Consider the following 17,832-nt stretch of genomic DNA (forward strand, 5'->3'; position numbering starts at 1 on the left):
TTGGGAGCCTGACGCCCTGCCGCCAAAAAACAGGCGGACTTTCTAAAATTCACGGGTTTAGCCGCGTAATCGTCCAAGATGCATCCACGTTCTCGCGGCGCCACTGGAACCTGTTATGCAGACGCGCTTCCCCGTCAGCCCAGAATTCTATTTCCAGCGGAGTCAGGCGGTAACCGCCCCAAAATTCTGGGCGTGAGGGATTATCCCCGTGTTCTGATATGACATTTTCCAAGGCCTGCTTCAGGGCCTCGCGGCTTTCCAAGGGTTGTGACTGGCGCGATGCCCACGCCCCTTGACGGCTCCGGAGCGGACGGGACGCGTAGTATTCATCCGCCTTCACACCGTCCTCGCGGGTAATAATTCCGCGCGCCCGTACCTGCCGGCGCAGGGATTTCCAATGCATAACAAATGCGGCTTTACCGGAATGATCCAGCTCCTGCCCTTTTGCACTATTATAATTGGTATAAAAGACAAACGCTCCGTCTTCGATGGCTTTAAGCAATACAACTCGCGCGTTCGGCATACCGTCACCATCGACAGTGCCAAGTGCCATGGCATTTGGATCGTTGATCTCTTCCTTGGACGCCTCTGCGAGCCAGTCGCGCGCCAGTGCCAAAGGATCGTCACCTGCAAAGATACCTGTGCGGTCTGTCATTGGGCTATCCTTTCCTTTTGCGCGGCGGTCCTAACTGTCATTAAAGGACCAACACTGCTGAACTGCAATGCCCTTGAAAATTCCTATTAGACTACTGCCTGTGAACACAAATCTACCATCGCGACAGCCTGCGCAACCAAAATCACGATATGGCCTGCCCCGACTTGATGACGGACAGGCAATCGCGTAAACCCGATATCAGTCAAATATGAACGGAGAGAATGGCCATGTCGAATAACCTGATGGCGGGCAAACGGGGGCTGATCATGGGATTGGCCAACGATAAATCAATCGCCTGGGGCATTGCCAAACAACTCGCCGACGCCGGGGCCGACCTGGCGTTTTCCTTTCAGGGGGATGCGCTGAAAAAGCGAGTTGACCCACTGGCCGCACAGCTTGGCTCCGATCTGGTCCTGCCCTGTGATGTGGGTGACGAAGCGTCGATTGATGCGCTGTTTGAGGGACTGGCCGCCCGCTGGGACACACTGGATTTCATCGTACACGCGATCGGCTTTTCGGACAAAAACGAATTGCGCGGGCGCTATGTCGACACCAGCCGCGCCAATTTCGCGATGTCGATGGATATTTCGGTGTACTCCTTTACGTCGGTCGTTCAGCGCGCGGAAAAGATGATGAAAAATGGCGGCTCCTGCCTGACGCTCACCTACTACGGCGCTGAAAAAGTAATGCCACATTATAATGTAATGGGCGTGGCCAAGGCCGCTCTTGAGGCCTCTGTCAAATACCTCGCCGAAGATCTTGGTAAAGACGGGATTCGCGTCAATGCCATTTCAGCAGGGCCGATCAAAACGCTCGCCGCTTCCGGCATCGGCGATTTCCGCTACATCATGAAGTGGAACGAATACAATTCGCCCCTGCGCCGCAATGTGACGATCGACGAAGTCGGCAAATCCGCTCTTTATCTTCTGTCCGATCTGGGTTCGGGCACCACAGGGGAAAATCTGCATGTTGATGCAGGCTATCACGTGGTCGGCATGAAAGCGGTCGATGCACCAGACATGTCAAAAGACTGACCAGCGGCAAAAGGTGTGATGTCATGACCGTTGAGCACATCATAGCCTTCAATGCCGTCCTGATGATTTCAATCCTCAGCCCAGGCGCGGCTTTTTTGATGGCCGTGCGCAGTTCTGTGTCCAACGGGCGGCGCGCAGGAATCGCAACCGGTTTCGGCCTGGGTCTGATGGCCAGTCTGTGGACATTGGCAGCCCTGCTCGGGCTTGATGCGCTGTTTGCCCTGTTTCCATTCGCCTACACCGCTTTGAAAGCCGGAGGCTCCTGTTATCTGCTCTATCTGGCGGTCAAAACATGGCGCGGTGCCAACACCCCGATAACAAATGCACCCAAAGCGCAGGGTCGCGCCTTTGTCGAAGGTTTCCTCGTCAATCTCGGCAATCCCAAATCCATGTTGTTTGCAGCGGCGGTGCTGGTGGTCATCTTTCCACCCGGCCTGACCGCAATGGAAATAACCGCCGTTACGCTCAACCATCTGGTTCTCGAAATCCTGTTTTACACAGCCTGCGCATTTATTCTTACCGCGCCGGCTGCACGCGCGCGCTATCTGCGCGCAAAACCCGTTATTGACCGCCTGTCCGCACTGCTGCTGGGTGGCTTGGGTCTGAAACTTCTGCTGCAAAGGTAATTATCAATGTCCAACACAACCGACCCCGCCCGCCTGCCCCACGAAAAAGGCTTTCACATCAGCTGGGATCAAATCCACCGCGACAGCCGCGCGCTGGCATGGCGGCTGGATGGCAATGGCCCCGATGACGGAGCGTGGCGCGCTGTGGTTGCCATCACACGTGGCGGCATGGCCCCGGCCATGATCGTCGCGCGCGAGTTGGACATTCGCACCGTCGATACAATATCAGTGGTGTCCTACCACTCGGGTGGCGGAAAAGCCGATCAGCGGCGCGAGGCCCGCGTTCTCAAATCCCCCGATCCCGAAATGATGGGTGACGGCACCGGTATCCTGATTATCGACGATCTGGTCGACAGCGGCAAAACCCTTGAACTGGTCCGCAAACTCTATCCCAAGGCGCAATTCGCTACCGTTTACGCAAAACCGGCCGGCGAACCGATGGTAGATACCTTTATCACCGGCGTATCGCAGGACACATGGATTTTCTTCCCTTGGGATATGGCCCTGCAATATGTCGAGCCCTACCGCGGCAAGGACTGACCTGCTTCTTTATTTCTCTTCTAAACTCAATCCGCCTGCACGCATCACATCCGGACATCCGAAATGACACAGACCCGCACCGCAGCCACCTTTCCCCCTCCCGTGATGGAGGCGCGCCGCTGGCTGGAGGGTGTCACGTTTTCGGAGGCGAAGCCGCTCATCAACGTCAGTCAGGCCGCTCCCGTTGATCCGCCCCATACTGATCTGCGCCGTGCAATGGCAGATGCTGCGCTGTCAGACGATTCCGCACATCTTTACGGTCCGGTTTTGGGCCTGCCGGCGTTGCGCACCGAACTGGCGGCACGCACTGCACGGATATACGGCGGCACCGTAAACAGCGCGCAGGTCGCTATTACATCGGGCTGCAATCAGGCCTTCGCCGCCGCTATAGCATCTCTATGCGGTGAAGGGGATGAAGTGATTGTCCCGGTTCCGTGGTATTTCAATCAAAAAATGTGGCTCGATATGGCAGGCGTGAAAGCGGTCCCGCTAAAGTGTGAGGGCAACATGATGCCCGATCCGTGGGACGCCGCCAAACTGCTCACGCCGCGCACCCGTGCAATTGTGCTGGTCACACCGAACAACCCGACCGGTGCAGAATACCCCGACGATCTTGTGACAGCCTTTTATGACATCGCAAAATCACGCGGCATCGCCTTGATTGTTGATGAAACCTACCGCGACTTTCACGCCGGCACAGATATTCCCCACAGCCTGTTCAAACGGGCTGACTGGGATGAAACGCTGATCCATCTCTATTCCTTTTCAAAGGCCTATCGCCTTACCGGCCACCGCATCGGCGCATTGCTTTCCTCCCCCGCGCGGCTGGGCGAAGTGGAGAAGTTTCTCGACACAGTTGCAATCTGTCCCAACCAGATCGGGCAACACGCCGCCCTTTGGGGGATGCAAAACCTCGATCAATGGCTCGCTGGCGAGCGCGCCGAAATCCTTCGCCGCCGCGCGGCCATAGAAACCCATTTGCCGACCCTGACCGAACAGGGGTGGCGTCTGAAAGGTCTGGGCGGTTATTTCGCATACATGCAACATCCTTTCGAGATGGACAGCGCAGAGCTTGCACCGCTTCTGGTGCGTGAAGCCGCCGTTTTGTGCCTGCCAGGTACGATGTTTTATCCTGCGGATTCCTCTACCGGCACAACACAGCTGCGCATTGCATTTGCCAATCTGGATGCCGCAGGCATTGCCACGCTGTTTGAACGGCTGGCCGCATTGAATTTGCCCCGCCGCTAGGTGGCACTTGCCCCTCTGGGAGCAAGCCCTTAGACAGTCGCAAACACCGCACAAAGGGTATCCAGCATGGCCAAAAGATCAAGCATCGGCAAAACCGCAATGTGGGGCCTTATGGGCCTTCTGTTTCTGGGTTTGGGCGGCTTTGGCGCAGTCAACCTCAGCGGCAATATCCGCACCATTGGCTCGGTCGGAGATAAAACCATTCCCGTGGACACATACGCGCGCCAGATCCAGCAGGAGCTGAACGCCATCAGCCGCCAGACCGGCACCCCGATGAGCTTTCAGCAAGCGCAGGAACTGGGGCTGGACCGTGCGGTGCTGCAACGTATCATGCGTGACCGCGCATTGGATCACGAAGCGGCCCAGATGGGTCTGTCGATTGGCGATGCGCAGCTACGGGACCGGATTGTCGAAATTCCCGCGTTCCAAGGGGTCGATGGCTCCTTTGATCGTGACGGCTATGCGCAGTCGCTCCGCTCTGCCGGTCTGAACGAATCCGAGTTCGAAACAAGCCTGCGCGAAGAAACTGCGCGCCAGCTTCTTCAGGGTGCAGTGCTGAGCGGCGTGGAAATGCCAGCCGCTTACGCCGAAACCCTTGTCGCTTACGTCAGCGAACAGCGTGATTTCACGTGGGTCCTGCTGGACGAAGACACACTGGAAACACCGGTCGCCGCGCCGGACGAGGAAGCGCTGAAAGCCTATTTCGAGGCCAACGCAGACAGCTTTGTGCTGCCCGCCACCAAAAAGATCACCTATGCATGGCTGAACCCCACAGACATCATTGATCAGGTCGAGCTGCCCGAAAGCGAGCTGCGCGCCGAATACGATGCCCGCGCCGAACAGTATAACCAGCCAGAGCGCCGCCTGACAGAACGTCTGGTGTTCGCCGATCAGGCCAGCGCCGATCAGGCCGCTGCCGCACTCGAAGTGGGTGGCACCACATTCGAAGCGCTGGTTCAGGAACGTGGATTGGAACTGTCGGATGTCGATCTGGGTGATGTGGACCGCGCCTCGCTTGGTGCTGCGGGTGACGCTGTATTCGAGGCAGAAGTCGCTACCGTTGTCGGCCCTGCCCCCAGCGATCTGGGCCCCGCCCTGTTTCGTGTAAACGCGGTTCTACCCGCCCAGGAGATCACCTTCGAGCAAGCCGAGCCGGAACTGCGCGATGCGTTGGCGACAGACCGCGCAATCCGCATCGTTGAGGCACAGGCCGAAGATTTCGACGACCGCCTTGCAGGTGGCACCACGCTAGAGCAACTGGCAGAGCAAACCGACATGGTGCTGGGCCAGATCGACTGGACCGTAGACAGCAGCGATGACATCGCCGCCTATGAGGATTTCCGCAGAGCGGCAGCGACCGTTTCCGACGGTGATTTCCCAAAAATCGAACAGCTGGAAGACGGCGGTATTTTTGCCCTGCGTCTGGACGAATCGTTGCCCGAGCGCCCTGCAACCTATGAAGAAGTCGCAGACGATGTGGCCGCCCGTTGGCGCGCGGACGAGATCGTTTCACATCTGCGCGTGCTTGCCGACAAAGCCAAGAGCAACGCGGAAGCAGGTACATCTCTGCCCGAACAGGGCCTGACCCAGCGTGTCGAAACCGGCCAGACCCGCAATGCCTTTATCACCAACACGCCTGCCGGTTTCATGAGCACGGTTTTCGAAATGGAGCCCGGCGAAATCCGCATCATGGAAGGCGAGGAAACCGTTGTTCTTGTGCAACTGGATGCAATCAAACCGGCAGATGACAGTGAAGAAGCGCGTCAACTGACCGCCCGCTTGCGTGAACAGCAAAACGAAGCACTGGCACGGGGGCTGTTCGACATCTACGCCGCAGATACCTTGCTGCGCGCCGGTCAGAATATCGATCCGCGTGCTATCAATGCCGTTAACGTGAATTTCCAGTAAGATGGCTATTACTCCCGATTTCGATACGTTCGCATCCTGTTATAACGCGGGGCAGCATCAGGTCGTATATACGCGGCTGGCCGCTGATCTCGACACGCCGGTTTCGCTGATGCTCAAGCTGGGCGGCGCTGCGGAAAATGCATTTATGCTGGAATCCGTCACCGGTGGCGAAGTGCGAGGGCGGTATTCGATCATCGGCATGAAACCCGATCTGATCTGGCGCTGCCGTGGCACCACATCCGAAGTAAACCGCGCCGCACGATATGATCCCGATGCTTATACGCCGGTTGACGGTGATCCGCTGGACGCCCTGCGCGAGCTGATCGCGGAAAGCAAAATCGCGCTGCCCGACGATCTGCCGCAATCCGCCGCCGGTCTGTTCGGATATCTGGGCTATGATATGATCCGGCTGGTGGAACGCTTGCCACACATCCACCCTGATCCGCTAGACCTGCCCGATGCTGTGATGCTGCGCCCTTCGGTGGTTGCGGTACTGGACGGTGTGAAGGGTGAGGTGACCGTCGTGTCACCTGCCTGGGTCAGCGAGGGACAGACCGCACGCGCAGCCTACGCCCAAGCGGCAGAGCGTGTGATGGACGCAGTGCGTGATCTAGAGCGGTCACCCGCGGGTACATCCCGTGATCTGGGCGATGCCACGCCTACCCCAGATCCTGTCAGCAATTTCACGAAAGATGCTTACAAAGACGCCGTTCTGAAGGCCAAGGAATACATCAAGGCGGGTGATATCTTTCAGGTCGTCCCGTCGCAACGTTGGGCACAGCCGTTTGTGCAGCCGCCTTTTGCGCTTTATCGTTCGCTGCGCCGCACCAATCCGTCACCATTCATGTTCTACTTCAACTTTGGCGGCTTTCACGTGGTGGGTGCCAGCCCTGAAATTCTGGTGCGGGTGTTCGGACAAGAGGTAACGATCCGCCCCATCGCAGGCACCCGCCCCCGTGGCAAAACCCCCGAAGAAGACCGCGCGTTGGAAGCCGATCTGATGGCCGATCCGAAAGAGTTGGCAGAGCATCTGATGCTGTTCGATCTGGGCCGCAATGATGTGGGCCGCGTGGCAAAAATTGGCACCGTCCGCCCCACCGAAGAATTCATCGTTGAGCGGTACAGCCACGTGATGCACATCGTATCAAACGTGGTGGGAGAGTTGCGCCCCGACTGCGATGCGATTGATGCGTTCTTTGCAGGTATGCCGGCAGGCACGGTTTCCGGCGCGCCCAAAGTACGCGCGATGGAGATTATCGACGAACTGGAGCCTGAAAAGCGCGGCGTCTATGGCGGCGGTGTAGGGTATTTCAGCGCCGGTGGCGATATGGACATGTGCATCGCTTTACGAACGGCGGTAATCAAAGATGAAACCCTTTATATTCAGGCAGGTGGCGGCGTGGTCTATGACAGCGACCCAGAGGCGGAATATATGGAAACGGTGCATAAATCCGGTGCCATCCGGCGCGCCGCAGAAGATGCAGCGCGCTTTGACGGCAGCAGCAACACCTGAAGTCAGAACCGGTTCATCGGTATCTTGAGATAGCTGTTTCCGTCCGCTTCCGGCGCGGGCAACTGGCCTGCGCGCAGGTTCATCTGAAGCACCTCGAGCATACGGTCAGGCAAATTCAGCGTCTTGTCACGGCTTTCGCGCATCTCGATAAACGTGTCCTTTGAGGTGCCCCCACCAATGTGTTTGTTATGTCGTCGTTGCTCGGCCACCGAGGATTCCCATTGGGGCATTTTGCGGTATTCGGTTCCGTAATCATGTCCGACAAACAGCCGAGTCTCGTCTGGCAGCGCGAGGATGTTCTGTAGCGAATTCCACAAATCGTCCGCTGACCCACCCGGAAAATCGGCCCGCGAAGTGCCTGCATCCGGTTGCATAAAAGTATCGTGCACAAATGCCGCGTCGTCACCCACAACGTAGGTGATCGAACCCAGCGTATGCCCCGCAGAGAGCATGACGCGCACATCAAGCGACCCGATCCGGAAACTGTCACCATCCGCGAACAGATGATCAAAATCACGTTCGGGATCAAAGGCATCTGGCATGTGGTAATAGTCGCGCCAAAGCTGTGCAATTTCGCTTACCTTCTCTCCGATGCCATTGGGTTTACCCAGCCGTTCCCTGAGGAATGCCGAGGCCATCAGGTGATCCGCGTGGGGGTGCGTGTCAAGAATCCACTCGATTGTGACGCCCTCGCTCTCGGCAAAGCGCAGGATCGCCTCGGCCCCTGAAGTGTCTGTCGAGGCAGAGGCAGGATGATAGCCCAGCACCGTGTCGATCAGCGCGCCGGTACGGGTTTCGGGATCGACGACGAGATACTGGATGCTGCCGGTTGGCGCATCGTAGAAACCGGTCACTTGCGCAGAGCGCGGACCACGCGAAGGGCTGGTACGGGATAAGGACATATCTACTCCTTTGAATATATAAAGGTAGAAGACATCATCCGGCGGATTTGTTCCACAATTTTTGCAGGGTGGCCCGAGGTTTCTATTTTTGCGCCAGTAGAGTCGCCGATACAGGCGCAAGCGCAACCGATCCGGCGCGATCGGCCAGCCCCCATACGACCAGCGCCTCGATGGTCTCAGGACGCAAACGGCCTAGCATGATCACGCCGCCCTCCTGCCCCGCCTTGAATGCAGCCTGATCCAGAAACCGGCGAATGACGCGGGCTTTTTGCCCCTGACTGTCGAAATCACGGAACACCGGCGCGGCCGGCACCCCTTCTTTCACGGCAAGTTTGGGCATGGAGTTCAGGCCCCTGTTCTGCGTCACCAGACCATGACCGCTGGCTTTCAGAATACCTGTAACTTGATCGGCCACTTCGCGGGAGCCTTGCAGCCCCTCGCCCGTACCTTCCAGAACACCCACAATCTCGGGCAAGCCGTTCAGTGCCACGCTCATCGTCACTTCGGCATCTGTGGGGCGCGCACCGCTCGGCAGATCGACCATGGCCAGCACGTCAAACCCTTCGGCGCGGTAGCGCTCCATCCGCTTTGCGGCATCCGGCAGGCGCATATCAATGGCCACGCTGATAGGATAGGGAAAGCTGGACAATGCGGGCAGCCCGATTTCAGCGGCATCCAGATCGGTTCCTGTATCCATCAAGACAATGCTCATCAGAGGTTTGCCTTCGGGATTTTCAAATGGCTGGGCATAGCGGTGCAACGGGGTGCCATGCGCGGTATCACCAACGCTTTGCGTGACTGTTTCGACCGCCGTATCGTCATCTGTTGCAGAGCGGTTGATCAAGGTGTTCGCCGGTGTGCCTACGCGGGGGCGTGCGGTGGTGCCAATTGTATTTGTCTGACTGCCCGGCACAGTAACGATGCGTGGCTTTACCGGCGGGACACTTGCGGTTTCGGGGTCCTGCGCCGGTTCTTCCTGCGCATCAGAATCCGGTGTTTGGGCTGGTGCAGGTTCGACCACAACCAGCGTTTCCTCACCCTCTTGTTCCTGCGTCGGTACGGCTGCTGCTGTATCTTGCTCGACGATTTCACTGTCAGGGCTGTCGTCGGGGATCATCGGGGCCAGCGCTTGCGGATTGGGCAGTACAGGCGCGTCGTCCTCCACCCGCACGGCCACACCTTCGGGCAAAGGGCGCGGCACTGTCAAATTTGCGGCACTTCCCGTTTGCGGTTGCGGCAGGGGCGCCGGTGCCTGCGGTGCCGTATCACTGCCCACCGGCGAAAGTTGTTCCGGCGCAGATGCGACAGAAGCAGACTCTTGTGTCGGGGCCGCGACACGATCGGGCGAAATCTGCGGCTGCTCTACCATGCTCTCCAGCGCGCTGGCCACCTGCGGCGCACGCGCAGCGCCGGTGGGTTCTTTCGGCAGTTCTTCGCCTGCCGGTGCGCGCAAACTGACCTGAGGCTGCCCGATTTCGCCTTTTTCGCTGTCTGTCACGGTAACGGTTGCCTGCGGTACGGTAGGCTGCGGGGGGGCAATTGTCTCGGCAGTTCCCAGTTCGGGCGCGCGCTGCGGCTCAATCGGGACCAGCACGGACACTACCCCCGCAACACCAACGCTAAAAACCGCGCCCAATCCAATTCCGCTTAAAATGCCCCGTGCCATAAGTAATGCACCCTTGTCCTGTTATCATACGCGCGAAGGCATCCCGACTATTACGCTCCGGTTAATGCCTTTTGCGGCGGCCCTGCCCCTTGACGATTGCGCCCAAGACTGACCATCTACCCAGACCATCTATACACACCCAAACGCCGCCTTCTCTAGTCCTAATACGAAGTTTCCCCAAGATGCTCTTGTTGATCGATAACTACGACAGTTTCACCTATAATCTGGTTCACTATCTGGGCACGCTTGGTGCCCAGATGGAGATACGGCGCAATGACGTGCTCAGCGTGGACGAAGCGTTGGCGATGCGTCCGTCGGGGATCGTGCTGTCCCCCGGTCCTTGCGATCCGGCACAGGCAGGCATCTGTCTGGCACTGACCCACGCCGCCGCCAAGGAAGGCATTCCGCTGCTTGGGGTCTGTCTGGGGCACCAGACCATCGGAGAGGCATTTGGCGGGCGCGTGGTGCGCGCAGGCGAGATTGTGCATGGCAAGATGGGGCAGATGAACCACACAGGCAAAGGCCTGTTTGCCGGATTGCCCAGCCCCTTCGCCGCAACACGCTATCACTCGCTCATTGTCGAACGTGACACGCTGCCCGATTGTCTGGAAATCACGGCCGAATTGGACAATGGGATTATTATGGGCCTGCAGCACCGCACGTTGCCAATCCACGGCGTGCAGTTCCACCCCGAATCCATCCGCTCCGAACACGGGCACGCCCTGTTGGAGAATTTCCTAAAGGAGGTGAAGGAACCCGCATGAGTGAACTTCTCAAACCCCTGATTGATGCTGCTGCGAATGGCCCCCTGACCCGCGCCCAGGCCGAAGAAGCATTTGCGATCCTGTTTAACGGACAAGCCACACCCAGCCAGATTGGCGGGTTGCTGATGGCCCTTCGTACGCGCGGAGAAACGGTGGATGAATACGCCGCCGCCGCCGCTGTGATGATTTCAAAGTGTAACCCTGTAAAAGCCCCTGCCGGCGCAATCGATATCGTAGGCACCGGTGGCGACGGGAAAGGCACGCTCAACATCTCGACAGCAACAGCATTTGTTGTGGCCGGTGCCGGTGTTGTGGTTGCCAAACACGGCAACCGCAACCTGAGTTCGAAATCGGGTGCAGCGGATGCGCTGACACAGATGGGGTTGAAAACCATGGTCGGTGCGAAGGTGGTTGAAAAGGCGCTGAACGAGGCCGGTATCGGTTTTATGATGGCCCCTATGCACCATCCTGCAATTGCCCACGTCATGCCCACCCGTTCCGAGTTGGGCACGCGCACAATTTTCAACATCCTCGGTCCCCTTACCAATCCTGCAGGCGTCAAACGCCAGCTTACAGGCACGTATAGCCGTGATCTGACCCGCCCCATGGCTGAAACGCTTAAACAGCTAGGGTCGGATGCTGCATGGCTGGTGCACGGGTCTGACGGAACGGATGAATTGACCATCACCGGCGTCAGCTGGGTCAGTGCGCTGCGCGTGGGCGGGCAAATCGACGATATCGAAATCCACCCCGAAGATGCCGGCCTGCCAGTGCATCAATTTGATGACATCATCGGCGGGACACCCGAGGAGAACGCCATTGCATTCAATGCCTTGCTGGATGGTGCGCAATCAGCATACCGCGATGCGGTGTTGCTCAATTCCGCCGCAGCGCTGGTGATGGCAGATGCCGCGCCTGATTTGAAAACCGGTGTTGAGATGGCGCGCGCCAGCATAGATTCCGGTGCCGCGCGCGAGAAGATCACCGCAGTTGCGCGCATCACGCAAGCAGGCTGATGTTTGATCTTTCCCGTCTGGGCGCGTGGAGTGATCTGCCGTTCTTCACGCAGATCCTCCCCGGGATCGAAGCGGCTTTGTCAACCGAAACGCGGCCTGTTCTACCCCCGGCCCCTCTGGTTTTCAACGCGCTTGAACGGGTGCAGCCCGACGATGTGCGCGCTGTGATCCTTGGACAGGACCCCTATCACACCCCTGAAAAAGCCGATGGTCTTGCTTTTTCAATCGCGGAAAATTTCGGGGGGCGGCTGGATAGTCTTGGCAACATCTTCAAAGAGCTGAAAAACGATCTGGATATCACCCGAACCCGCACCCAGCTTGACGATTGGGCAGATCAGGGGGTGTTGCTGCTGAACACCATCCTGACGGTGCCGAAAGGTTGCGCAAAAGGTCACGCATCGCTTGGCTGGCAGGTCTTGATTGATCAGGTGCTGGACCGTTTGGCAGATACACCACGCGCCTATCTCCTGTGGGGCGGCCCCGCGCAAAAGACGGCCAGACGGGTTGATCCCGACATGAATTTCAAACTCGAAACACCCCACCCTTCACCCCTGTCCGCACATCGCGGCTTCTTTGGCACACGGCCTTTCAGCCGCACCAATGCATGGTTGCAAGGGATGGGCCATCGGTCCATAAACTGGGGCGACCCGGAGGCGCTATGACACAGACGATCCTAGACAAAATCAAAGCTTACAAGCTGGAAGAAATTGCCGCCGACAAGGCCGCCGTGCCGCTGGCAGACATAGAAGCACAGGCAGAGGCAGCACCACCTGTGCGCCCCTTTGCCCAAGCGCTGTTCGAAGCCTCTATCGAGAACTACGGCCTGATCGCGGAAATCAAAAAGGCCAGCCCGTCAAAGGGATTGATCCGCGCCGATTTCGAGCCTGCCGCACTGGCCGAAGCCTACGCCGAGGGTGGCGCAACCTGTCTGTCGGTTCTGACCGACACGCCCAGCTTTCAGGGCGCCAAGCAATTCCTGATTGATGCGCGCGCCGCGTGTGACCTACCCGTTCTGCGTAAGGATTTCATGTATGACACCTATCAAGTTGCCGAAGCGCGCAGCATGGGTGCCGATTGCATCCTGATTATCATGGCCAGCGTTTCGGACGCGCAAGCGGCCGAACTGGAGGATGCTGCAATCGGGTACGGCATGGACGCCCTTATCGAGACTCACAATGCCGAGGAACTGGAGCGCGCATTGCTGCTGAAATCCCGTATGATCGGGATAAACAACCGCAATCTCAACACCTTTGAAACCTCTCTTGATGTGACGCGCACGCTGTCAAAACATATTCCGGGCGAACGGATGATTGTTAGCGAAAGCGGCTTGAACACTCCCGAAGATCTGGCCGATATGGCGCGTTATGGCGCGCGCAGCTTTCTGATCGGGGAAAGCCTGATGCGGCAGGACGATGTTGCGGGCGCAACACGTCAGCTGCTTGCGAACCCCCTGCGGGCAGGAGGTATGTAATGGCACTGACGCATTTTGACGGTGATGGTCATGCGCATATGGTCGATGTATCCGACAAGGCTGTGACATCCCGTATCGCCACCGCCGAAAATCACATCAAGATGCAGCGCGAAACCTTTGATATTATTACAGAAGGTCGCGCGAAAAAGGGTGATGTTATGGGTGTTGCGCGGCTGGCCGGTATCATGGCGGCGAAAAAGACATCAGACCTTATCCCGCTGTGTCATCCGCTGCCGATTACATCTGTTTCCGTTGATCTGGTACCTGACCCCGAGCTACCCGGTATCCGTATCACCGCGACCGTGAAAACCACAGGCCAGACCGGCGTTGAAATGGAAGCGCTGACTGCCGCGTCAGTCACTGCCCTTACAATTTACGACATGAGCAAGGCAGTCGATAAGACCATGGAAATCAGCGGCTTGCGCGTCACACTTAAAGACGGCGGAAAATCGGGCCGCCACGAAAACCCATGATCACCGTTGACGAGGCGTTGGGGCATCTTTTTTCGCTTACCACAGTGATGGATGTTGAAACCGTATCGCTTCGCAGTGCCGCAGGGCGTGTATTGGCGCAAGACGTTGAGGCCGCGCGCACCCAACCGCCATTCGCCGCATCCTCGATGGACGGATATGCCCTGCGCCGCGCAGAGGTTGAACCCGACGCCATGTTCAAGGTCGTGGGAGAATCTGCGGCTGGTCACAGATATGACGGCGCGCTTAACGCCGGTCAGGCCGTGCGTATCTTTACCGGCGCACCGGTGCCGGAGGGTGCCGACTTTGTCGTGATCCAAGAAGATGTTACCCGACGCGGCGATCTGATCACGCTGGGCCATTCAATCGGCGAAAAAGATAATATCCGCCCCGCAGGCGGTGACTTTCACAAGGGGCAAACCCTGTCTGCACCGCGCCGGTTGCGCCCCGCCGATATCGCCCTGCTGGCCGCGATGAACATCGCCCGTGTGCCGGTGTATCGCAAACCAGTGGTTGCGATCCTCGCCACCGGTGACGAACTGGTTCAACCCGGCGAAACACCGGGACCGGACCAGATTATTGCCTCCAACACTTACGGGCTGGCCGCGCAACTGGATGGTTTGGGGGCACAAGCGCGGCTGTTGCCGATTGCCGCTGATAACGAAGGTTCCCTGCGGCGTAGTTTTACTTTGGCTAAAAACGCTGATCTGATTGTAACCATTGGCGGCGCGTCTGTCGGAGATTATGATCTGGTTGCACCTGTTGCTGCCGCGATGGGTATGGAGCAATCTTTTTACAAGGTTGCCATGCGTCCTGGAAAGCCGTTGATGGCGGGGCGTATGCGTGACGCTGCGATGATCGGCCTTCCGGGAAATCCGGTGTCCGCCATGGTTTGCGGCACTGTTTTTGTCGCGCCGATGGTATGTGCAATGCTGGGACTGGGGCACAGCGCCGCCCCTCGCCGTGTTGTACCACTGGCCGCCGGTCTGCCAGCCAACGGTGGGCGCGAGCACTACATGCGCGCAAACATCCATGACGGCGCGGTCACCGCCGAGCAGCGGCAAGACAGCTCGCTGCTGAGTGTTTTGGCCACCGCAAACGCCCTGTTGGTGCGCCCGCCAAACGATCCGGCACGCCAAAAGGGCGACATGGTGGATATAATCGACATCTGAAAAGGTTGACACAAAACAGGAACGTCCCTAGAACAAAGCAAGATAAACTAGGGCGAGGACCGCGTAGTGCTAACCAAAAAACAACTTGATCTACTGGCATTCATTCACAAACGTGTGCAGCGTGACGGCGTTCCGCCCAGTTTTGACGAAATGAAAGAAGCGCTTGATCTGCGGTCGAAATCCGGCATCCACCGTCTGATCACGGCATTGGAAGAACGCGGATTTATCCGCCGCCTTGCCCACCGCGCCCGCGCAATCGAAGTTGTGAAATTGCCAGACAGCATGTCAGGCAACGGTTTTACGCCACGGGTGATTGACGGCGATCTGCCCGATACACCGCCGCCCGCCAATGCCCTTCCCGTCACCACGATAGAAGCGACCGAACTGCCTGTGATGGGGCAGATCGCGGCAGGTGTGCCTATTGAGGCGATCAACCAACGTTCGCACGGGGTGACCGTGCCCAACGCGATGCTATCGGGCGCAGGCGCACATTACGCGCTTGAAGTGAAAGGCGATTCGATGATCGAGGCCGGTATCAATGACGGTGATGTTGTGGTGATCCGCGAAACCTCCACCGCCGATGATGGCGATATCGTTGTGGCATTGGTGGAAGACCATGAAGCTACGCTGAAACGGTTCAAACGCAAGGGTGCGGCAATTGCACTGGAAGCAGCAAATCCTGCCTATGAAACCCGTGTGTTTCCTGCCGATCAGGTCAAGGTACAGGGCCGCCTTGTCGGGCTGATCCGCTCTTATTGAAATACGCTAGTTTTCGATCCGCCGCGCATGCCTGCGCGGCGGTTTTTCTTCCGGCCAACGCGTCCACAGACGGTCCCCGACCGCGCTGCGTGCGGTTTGCGCAACTTCGGGACCATCAGACCCGATCCTGAAGGCGATCGCGCCCGTGTGGCGTAAACTGTCAGGATCATAGACAGGGCACGGACCCCCATGAGGTGGAAATGGCATCGAACTCACCACGATCTGTCCTTTTTGACAGCCTGAAAAAGCTGCAACAGCGCGCTTTCCCGATAAATGGATCACCGGACCACTGCCTTGCCACCTTGCGGCTGCGGTGTATTGATCCTGCCCGTCACCATCATTTTCCAACCAGTTGCGTGCAACAAATCCTGCCCCCCGCTGCTTGCTGAGCGCGCGGCCCTGCGGCGTCATCACCCCTACCAGTGTGCCGGTATCGGATACCAAAACATCAGGGCGCGTCGTGTTTGACCAGACCACAAACGCGGCCCCCATGGCGATCATCCCGCCCCAACGGGCAAATCCGCGCCACAACAGCACCGTAAGAAACCCCAGCGACAGCAGCGGCAGCACCCATGCATTCGGACCAACGACATACACCCGCGCATCGGGAAGGGTTGAGACAAAATCAGCGACATAAAGGATCCAGCGCACACCGATGCTCATCCCCCAGAGCCCGATTGCTTCCAGCCCCAAAGGTGCGAGCACTGCCGCCACTACCGCCGCGGGGATCACCAGAACCCCCATCAAAGGCACCGACGTGAGGTTTGCCAACAGACCGTATTGCGCAATTGCGTTGAAATGTGCCGCTGCAATAGGCGCGGTCGCAATTCCGGCAACAGCGGAGGATATAAATACCGCGCTTACAGGATGCAGCCACTTTGGCCCAAGTGGAATTTTTCCATCCCGTATCCAGCCGAACACCGCAACAAGGGCGGTTGTCGCTGCGAAAGACATCTGGAATCCCGGCCCCATCAATGCTTCGGGCCGAAGGATCAGCACAATCGTTGCGGCAATGGCCACCCCGCGCAGGCTGATGGCACGCCGACCGATCATCAGGGCACACAGCGCCACAGCCACCATGATAAATGCGCGCTGCGTGGCCACGTTACCGCCGGACAACGCCAGATATCCTGCGGCCGCCACCAATGCGCCCGCCGCTGCAATGCTGCGTGCGGGGACACGCAACACCAGCGGCGGCACCAGCGCAAAGGCCAACCGCAACGCAGCGAACACCACGCCTGACATCAGCCCCATATGCAGTCCTGAAATCGCCAGCAAATGTGCAAGGTTGCTGGCACGCAGCGCATCCAGCGCCGACTGGCTGATAGCAGAACGATCACCGGTGGTGATCGCAGCCGCAAAACCACCGATATCCCCTTTTAATACGGCCTGAATTCGCGCGGACGCTGCCATGCGCAAACGAAACACCCCCAAGCGGCCCGTTGATTTTGCAACACCCATAAGCGGCGTACGCGCATAACCGACAGCCCCCAACCGGACAAACCACGCATGGCGCTGGAAATCAAAACCTCCCGGCTCGACAGGACCGGAGGGTGGCGAGAGATGCCCCGTCAGCATCACCCGCAATCCCGGTTCGGGCCTGATGTCGGCAAAGCGGTCCCCATGCAGCGACATGCGCACACGTTTCGGTGTACGGTGCGGCGGAACGCGGTCCAGCACCACACGATCCAGCGTCAGGCGCAGCGCGTCTGACTGGCTGCGATCAATTGCCACGATGCGCCCTTCGACCGCGCCGTAATACCGGTATTCCAACACCGGCCCCGCAACCGAATGTGACCGCACCGCCGCCAGTAAGAAACCTGCCCCCACAAGCATTGCGGCGACAGCGAATGGGCGCAAAGGCTCTGGCAACAGGCGCGCAAGAACGGCACAGAATACTGCGCCAATTGCCACCTGCCCCAGATTGATCATTGCAGGTTCCCAAGACAGGTGAAAATACCACCCGACCCCGACCGCAAGGCACACAGGCACCCAGCCGAACAGCGCGCCCCGCTGGGCGCGCATTGTGTCACAGAACGCGGATGCCACGCCCATTGCTTGCCCCCGTTCGCTGCACTGGATAGACAG

17 protein-coding genes are annotated in these 17,832 nt (G+C 58.5%); 13 read left to right on the plus strand and 4 right to left on the minus strand.

Annotation, left to right across the window (positions count from 1 at the left end):
• Positions 1-49: 49 nt before the first annotated feature.
• Positions 50-655: a pyridoxamine 5'-phosphate oxidase gene (gene pdxH / locus OS189_RS07395; protein WP_267166657.1), complete on the minus strand. Its 606-nt coding sequence runs from the start codon at positions 653-655 to the stop codon at positions 50-52.
• Between the two features lie 227 nt (positions 656-882).
• Here pdxH and fabI point away from each other — a divergent pair, with 227 nt between their 5' ends.
• The 6 genes from fabI to trpE all read left to right on the plus strand — a co-directional run bounded on the left by fabI (position 883) and on the right by trpE (position 7,524).
• On the plus strand, positions 883-1,689 hold the full coding sequence (fabI, locus tag OS189_RS07400; protein ID WP_267166658.1) for an enoyl-ACP reductase FabI: 807 nt from the start codon (positions 883-885) through the stop codon (positions 1,687-1,689).
• A 23-nt stretch (positions 1,690-1,712) separates the two neighbouring features.
• Positions 1,713-2,315 (plus strand): LysE family translocator, encoded by a 603-nt coding sequence (locus tag OS189_RS07405; protein WP_267166659.1) that lies wholly within the window; start codon positions 1,713-1,715, stop codon positions 2,313-2,315.
• 6 nt (positions 2,316-2,321) lie between these two features.
• Positions 2,322-2,855: a xanthine phosphoribosyltransferase gene (gene gpt / locus OS189_RS07410; protein WP_267166660.1), complete on the plus strand. Its 534-nt coding sequence runs from the start codon at positions 2,322-2,324 to the stop codon at positions 2,853-2,855.
• 63 nt (positions 2,856-2,918) lie between these two features.
• Positions 2,919-4,103, plus strand: coding sequence for an aminotransferase (locus OS189_RS07415; protein ID WP_267166661.1), 1,185 nt, complete (start codon positions 2,919-2,921; stop codon positions 4,101-4,103).
• Positions 4,104-4,169: 66 nt separating this feature from the next.
• On the plus strand, positions 4,170-6,011 hold the full coding sequence (locus tag OS189_RS07420) for a peptidyl-prolyl cis-trans isomerase (protein ID WP_267166662.1): 1,842 nt from the start codon (positions 4,170-4,172) through the stop codon (positions 6,009-6,011).
• A gap of 1 nt (position 6,012) precedes the next feature.
• Complete coding sequence (gene trpE, locus OS189_RS07425; RefSeq protein WP_267166663.1) at positions 6,013-7,524, plus strand: anthranilate synthase component I; 1,512 nt, start codon at positions 6,013-6,015, stop codon at positions 7,522-7,524.
• 2 nt (positions 7,525-7,526) lie between these two features.
• On the opposite strand, the gene OS189_RS07430 is transcribed toward trpE, so the two are convergent.
• Together OS189_RS07430 and OS189_RS07435 are read right to left on the minus strand one after the other, a co-directional pair.
• Complete coding sequence (locus OS189_RS07430; protein ID WP_267166664.1) at positions 7,527-8,426, minus strand: MBL fold metallo-hydrolase; 900 nt, start codon at positions 8,424-8,426, stop codon at positions 7,527-7,529.
• Between the two features lie 82 nt (positions 8,427-8,508).
• Positions 8,509-10,092: a divergent polysaccharide deacetylase family protein gene (locus OS189_RS07435; protein WP_267166665.1), complete on the minus strand. Its 1,584-nt coding sequence runs from the start codon at positions 10,090-10,092 to the stop codon at positions 8,509-8,511.
• 182 nt (positions 10,093-10,274) lie between these two features.
• Between OS189_RS07435 and OS189_RS07440 the strand changes: the two genes are divergently transcribed.
• The 7 genes from OS189_RS07440 (at position 10,275) to lexA (ending at position 15,744) form a co-directional block, all read left to right on the plus strand.
• Positions 10,275-10,856: an anthranilate synthase component II gene (locus OS189_RS07440; protein WP_267166666.1), complete on the plus strand. Its 582-nt coding sequence runs from the start codon at positions 10,275-10,277 to the stop codon at positions 10,854-10,856.
• Entirely contained in the window at positions 10,853-11,872 is a 1,020-nt protein-coding gene (trpD, locus tag OS189_RS07445) for an anthranilate phosphoribosyltransferase (protein ID WP_267166667.1), read from the plus strand. The genes OS189_RS07440 and trpD overlap by 4 nt, the downstream gene beginning before the upstream one ends.
• Entirely contained in the window at positions 11,872-12,534 is a 663-nt protein-coding gene (locus OS189_RS07450; RefSeq protein WP_267166668.1) for a uracil-DNA glycosylase, read from the plus strand. The genes trpD and OS189_RS07450 overlap by 1 nt, the downstream gene beginning before the upstream one ends.
• Complete coding sequence (gene trpC, locus OS189_RS07455) at positions 12,531-13,343, plus strand: indole-3-glycerol phosphate synthase TrpC (protein ID WP_267166669.1); 813 nt, start codon at positions 12,531-12,533, stop codon at positions 13,341-13,343. The genes OS189_RS07450 and trpC overlap by 4 nt, the downstream gene beginning before the upstream one ends.
• Positions 13,343-13,816, plus strand: coding sequence for a cyclic pyranopterin monophosphate synthase MoaC (gene moaC, locus OS189_RS07460; RefSeq protein WP_267166670.1), 474 nt, complete (start codon positions 13,343-13,345; stop codon positions 13,814-13,816). Before trpC ends, moaC begins: the two co-directional genes overlap by 1 nt.
• The gene (locus OS189_RS07465; protein ID WP_267166671.1) at positions 13,813-14,985 is read left to right on the plus strand and encodes a molybdopterin molybdotransferase MoeA; all 1,173 of its coding nucleotides are present in this window, start codon (positions 13,813-13,815) and stop codon (positions 14,983-14,985) included. Before moaC ends, OS189_RS07465 begins: the two co-directional genes overlap by 4 nt.
• Positions 14,986-15,051: 66 nt before the next feature.
• Positions 15,052-15,744 carry a transcriptional repressor LexA gene (lexA, locus tag OS189_RS07470; RefSeq protein WP_267166672.1) on the plus strand — a complete coding sequence of 231 codons (693 nt, stop codon included), beginning with the start codon at positions 15,052-15,054 and terminating at the stop codon, positions 15,742-15,744.
• A gap of 6 nt (positions 15,745-15,750) precedes the next feature.
• Here lexA and OS189_RS07475 read toward each other — a convergent pair whose 3' ends face one another.
• Positions 15,751-17,799: a ComEC/Rec2 family competence protein gene (locus OS189_RS07475; protein ID WP_267166673.1), complete on the minus strand. Its 2,049-nt coding sequence runs from the start codon at positions 17,797-17,799 to the stop codon at positions 15,751-15,753.
• Positions 17,800-17,832 lie beyond the last annotated feature (33 nt).

This window comes from Sulfitobacter sp. F26169L, from assembly GCF_026410285.1.
GTDB lineage: Bacteria > Pseudomonadota > Alphaproteobacteria > Rhodobacterales > Rhodobacteraceae > Sulfitobacter.

What these genes read in the sequence shown, in the direction of transcription:
- OS189_RS07405 (WP_267166659.1), top strand. Translation starts at nt 1,713, where the DNA reads ATGACCGTTGAGCACATCATAGCCTTCAATGCCGTCCTGATGATTTCA.
- pdxH (WP_267166657.1), bottom strand. Translation starts at nt 655, where the DNA reads ATGACAGACCGCACAGGTATCTTTGCAGGTGACGATCCTTTGGCACTG.
- OS189_RS07415 (WP_267166661.1), top strand. Translation starts at nt 2,919, where the DNA reads ATGACACAGACCCGCACCGCAGCCACCTTTCCCCCTCCCGTGATGGAG.
- OS189_RS07420 (WP_267166662.1), top strand. Translation starts at nt 4,170, where the DNA reads ATGGCCAAAAGATCAAGCATCGGCAAAACCGCAATGTGGGGCCTTATG.
- fabI (WP_267166658.1), top strand. Translation starts at nt 883, where the DNA reads ATGTCGAATAACCTGATGGCGGGCAAACGGGGGCTGATCATGGGATTG.
- OS189_RS07475 (WP_267166673.1), bottom strand. Translation starts at nt 17,799, where the DNA reads ATGGGCGTGGCATCCGCGTTCTGTGACACAATGCGCGCCCAGCGGGGC.
- trpE (WP_267166663.1), top strand. Translation starts at nt 6,013, where the DNA reads ATGGCTATTACTCCCGATTTCGATACGTTCGCATCCTGTTATAACGCG.
- OS189_RS07450 (WP_267166668.1), top strand. Translation starts at nt 11,872, where the DNA reads ATGTTTGATCTTTCCCGTCTGGGCGCGTGGAGTGATCTGCCGTTCTTC.
- OS189_RS07435 (WP_267166665.1), bottom strand. Translation starts at nt 10,092, where the DNA reads ATGGCACGGGGCATTTTAAGCGGAATTGGATTGGGCGCGGTTTTTAGC.
- trpD (WP_267166667.1), top strand. Translation starts at nt 10,853, where the DNA reads ATGAGTGAACTTCTCAAACCCCTGATTGATGCTGCTGCGAATGGCCCC.
- moaC (WP_267166670.1), top strand. Translation starts at nt 13,343, where the DNA reads ATGGCACTGACGCATTTTGACGGTGATGGTCATGCGCATATGGTCGAT.
- trpC (WP_267166669.1), top strand. Translation starts at nt 12,531, where the DNA reads ATGACACAGACGATCCTAGACAAAATCAAAGCTTACAAGCTGGAAGAA.
- OS189_RS07430 (WP_267166664.1), bottom strand. Translation starts at nt 8,426, where the DNA reads ATGTCCTTATCCCGTACCAGCCCTTCGCGTGGTCCGCGCTCTGCGCAA.
- OS189_RS07465 (WP_267166671.1), top strand. Translation starts at nt 13,813, where the DNA reads ATGATCACCGTTGACGAGGCGTTGGGGCATCTTTTTTCGCTTACCACA.
- gpt (WP_267166660.1), top strand. Translation starts at nt 2,322, where the DNA reads ATGTCCAACACAACCGACCCCGCCCGCCTGCCCCACGAAAAAGGCTTT.
- OS189_RS07440 (WP_267166666.1), top strand. Translation starts at nt 10,275, where the DNA reads ATGCTCTTGTTGATCGATAACTACGACAGTTTCACCTATAATCTGGTT.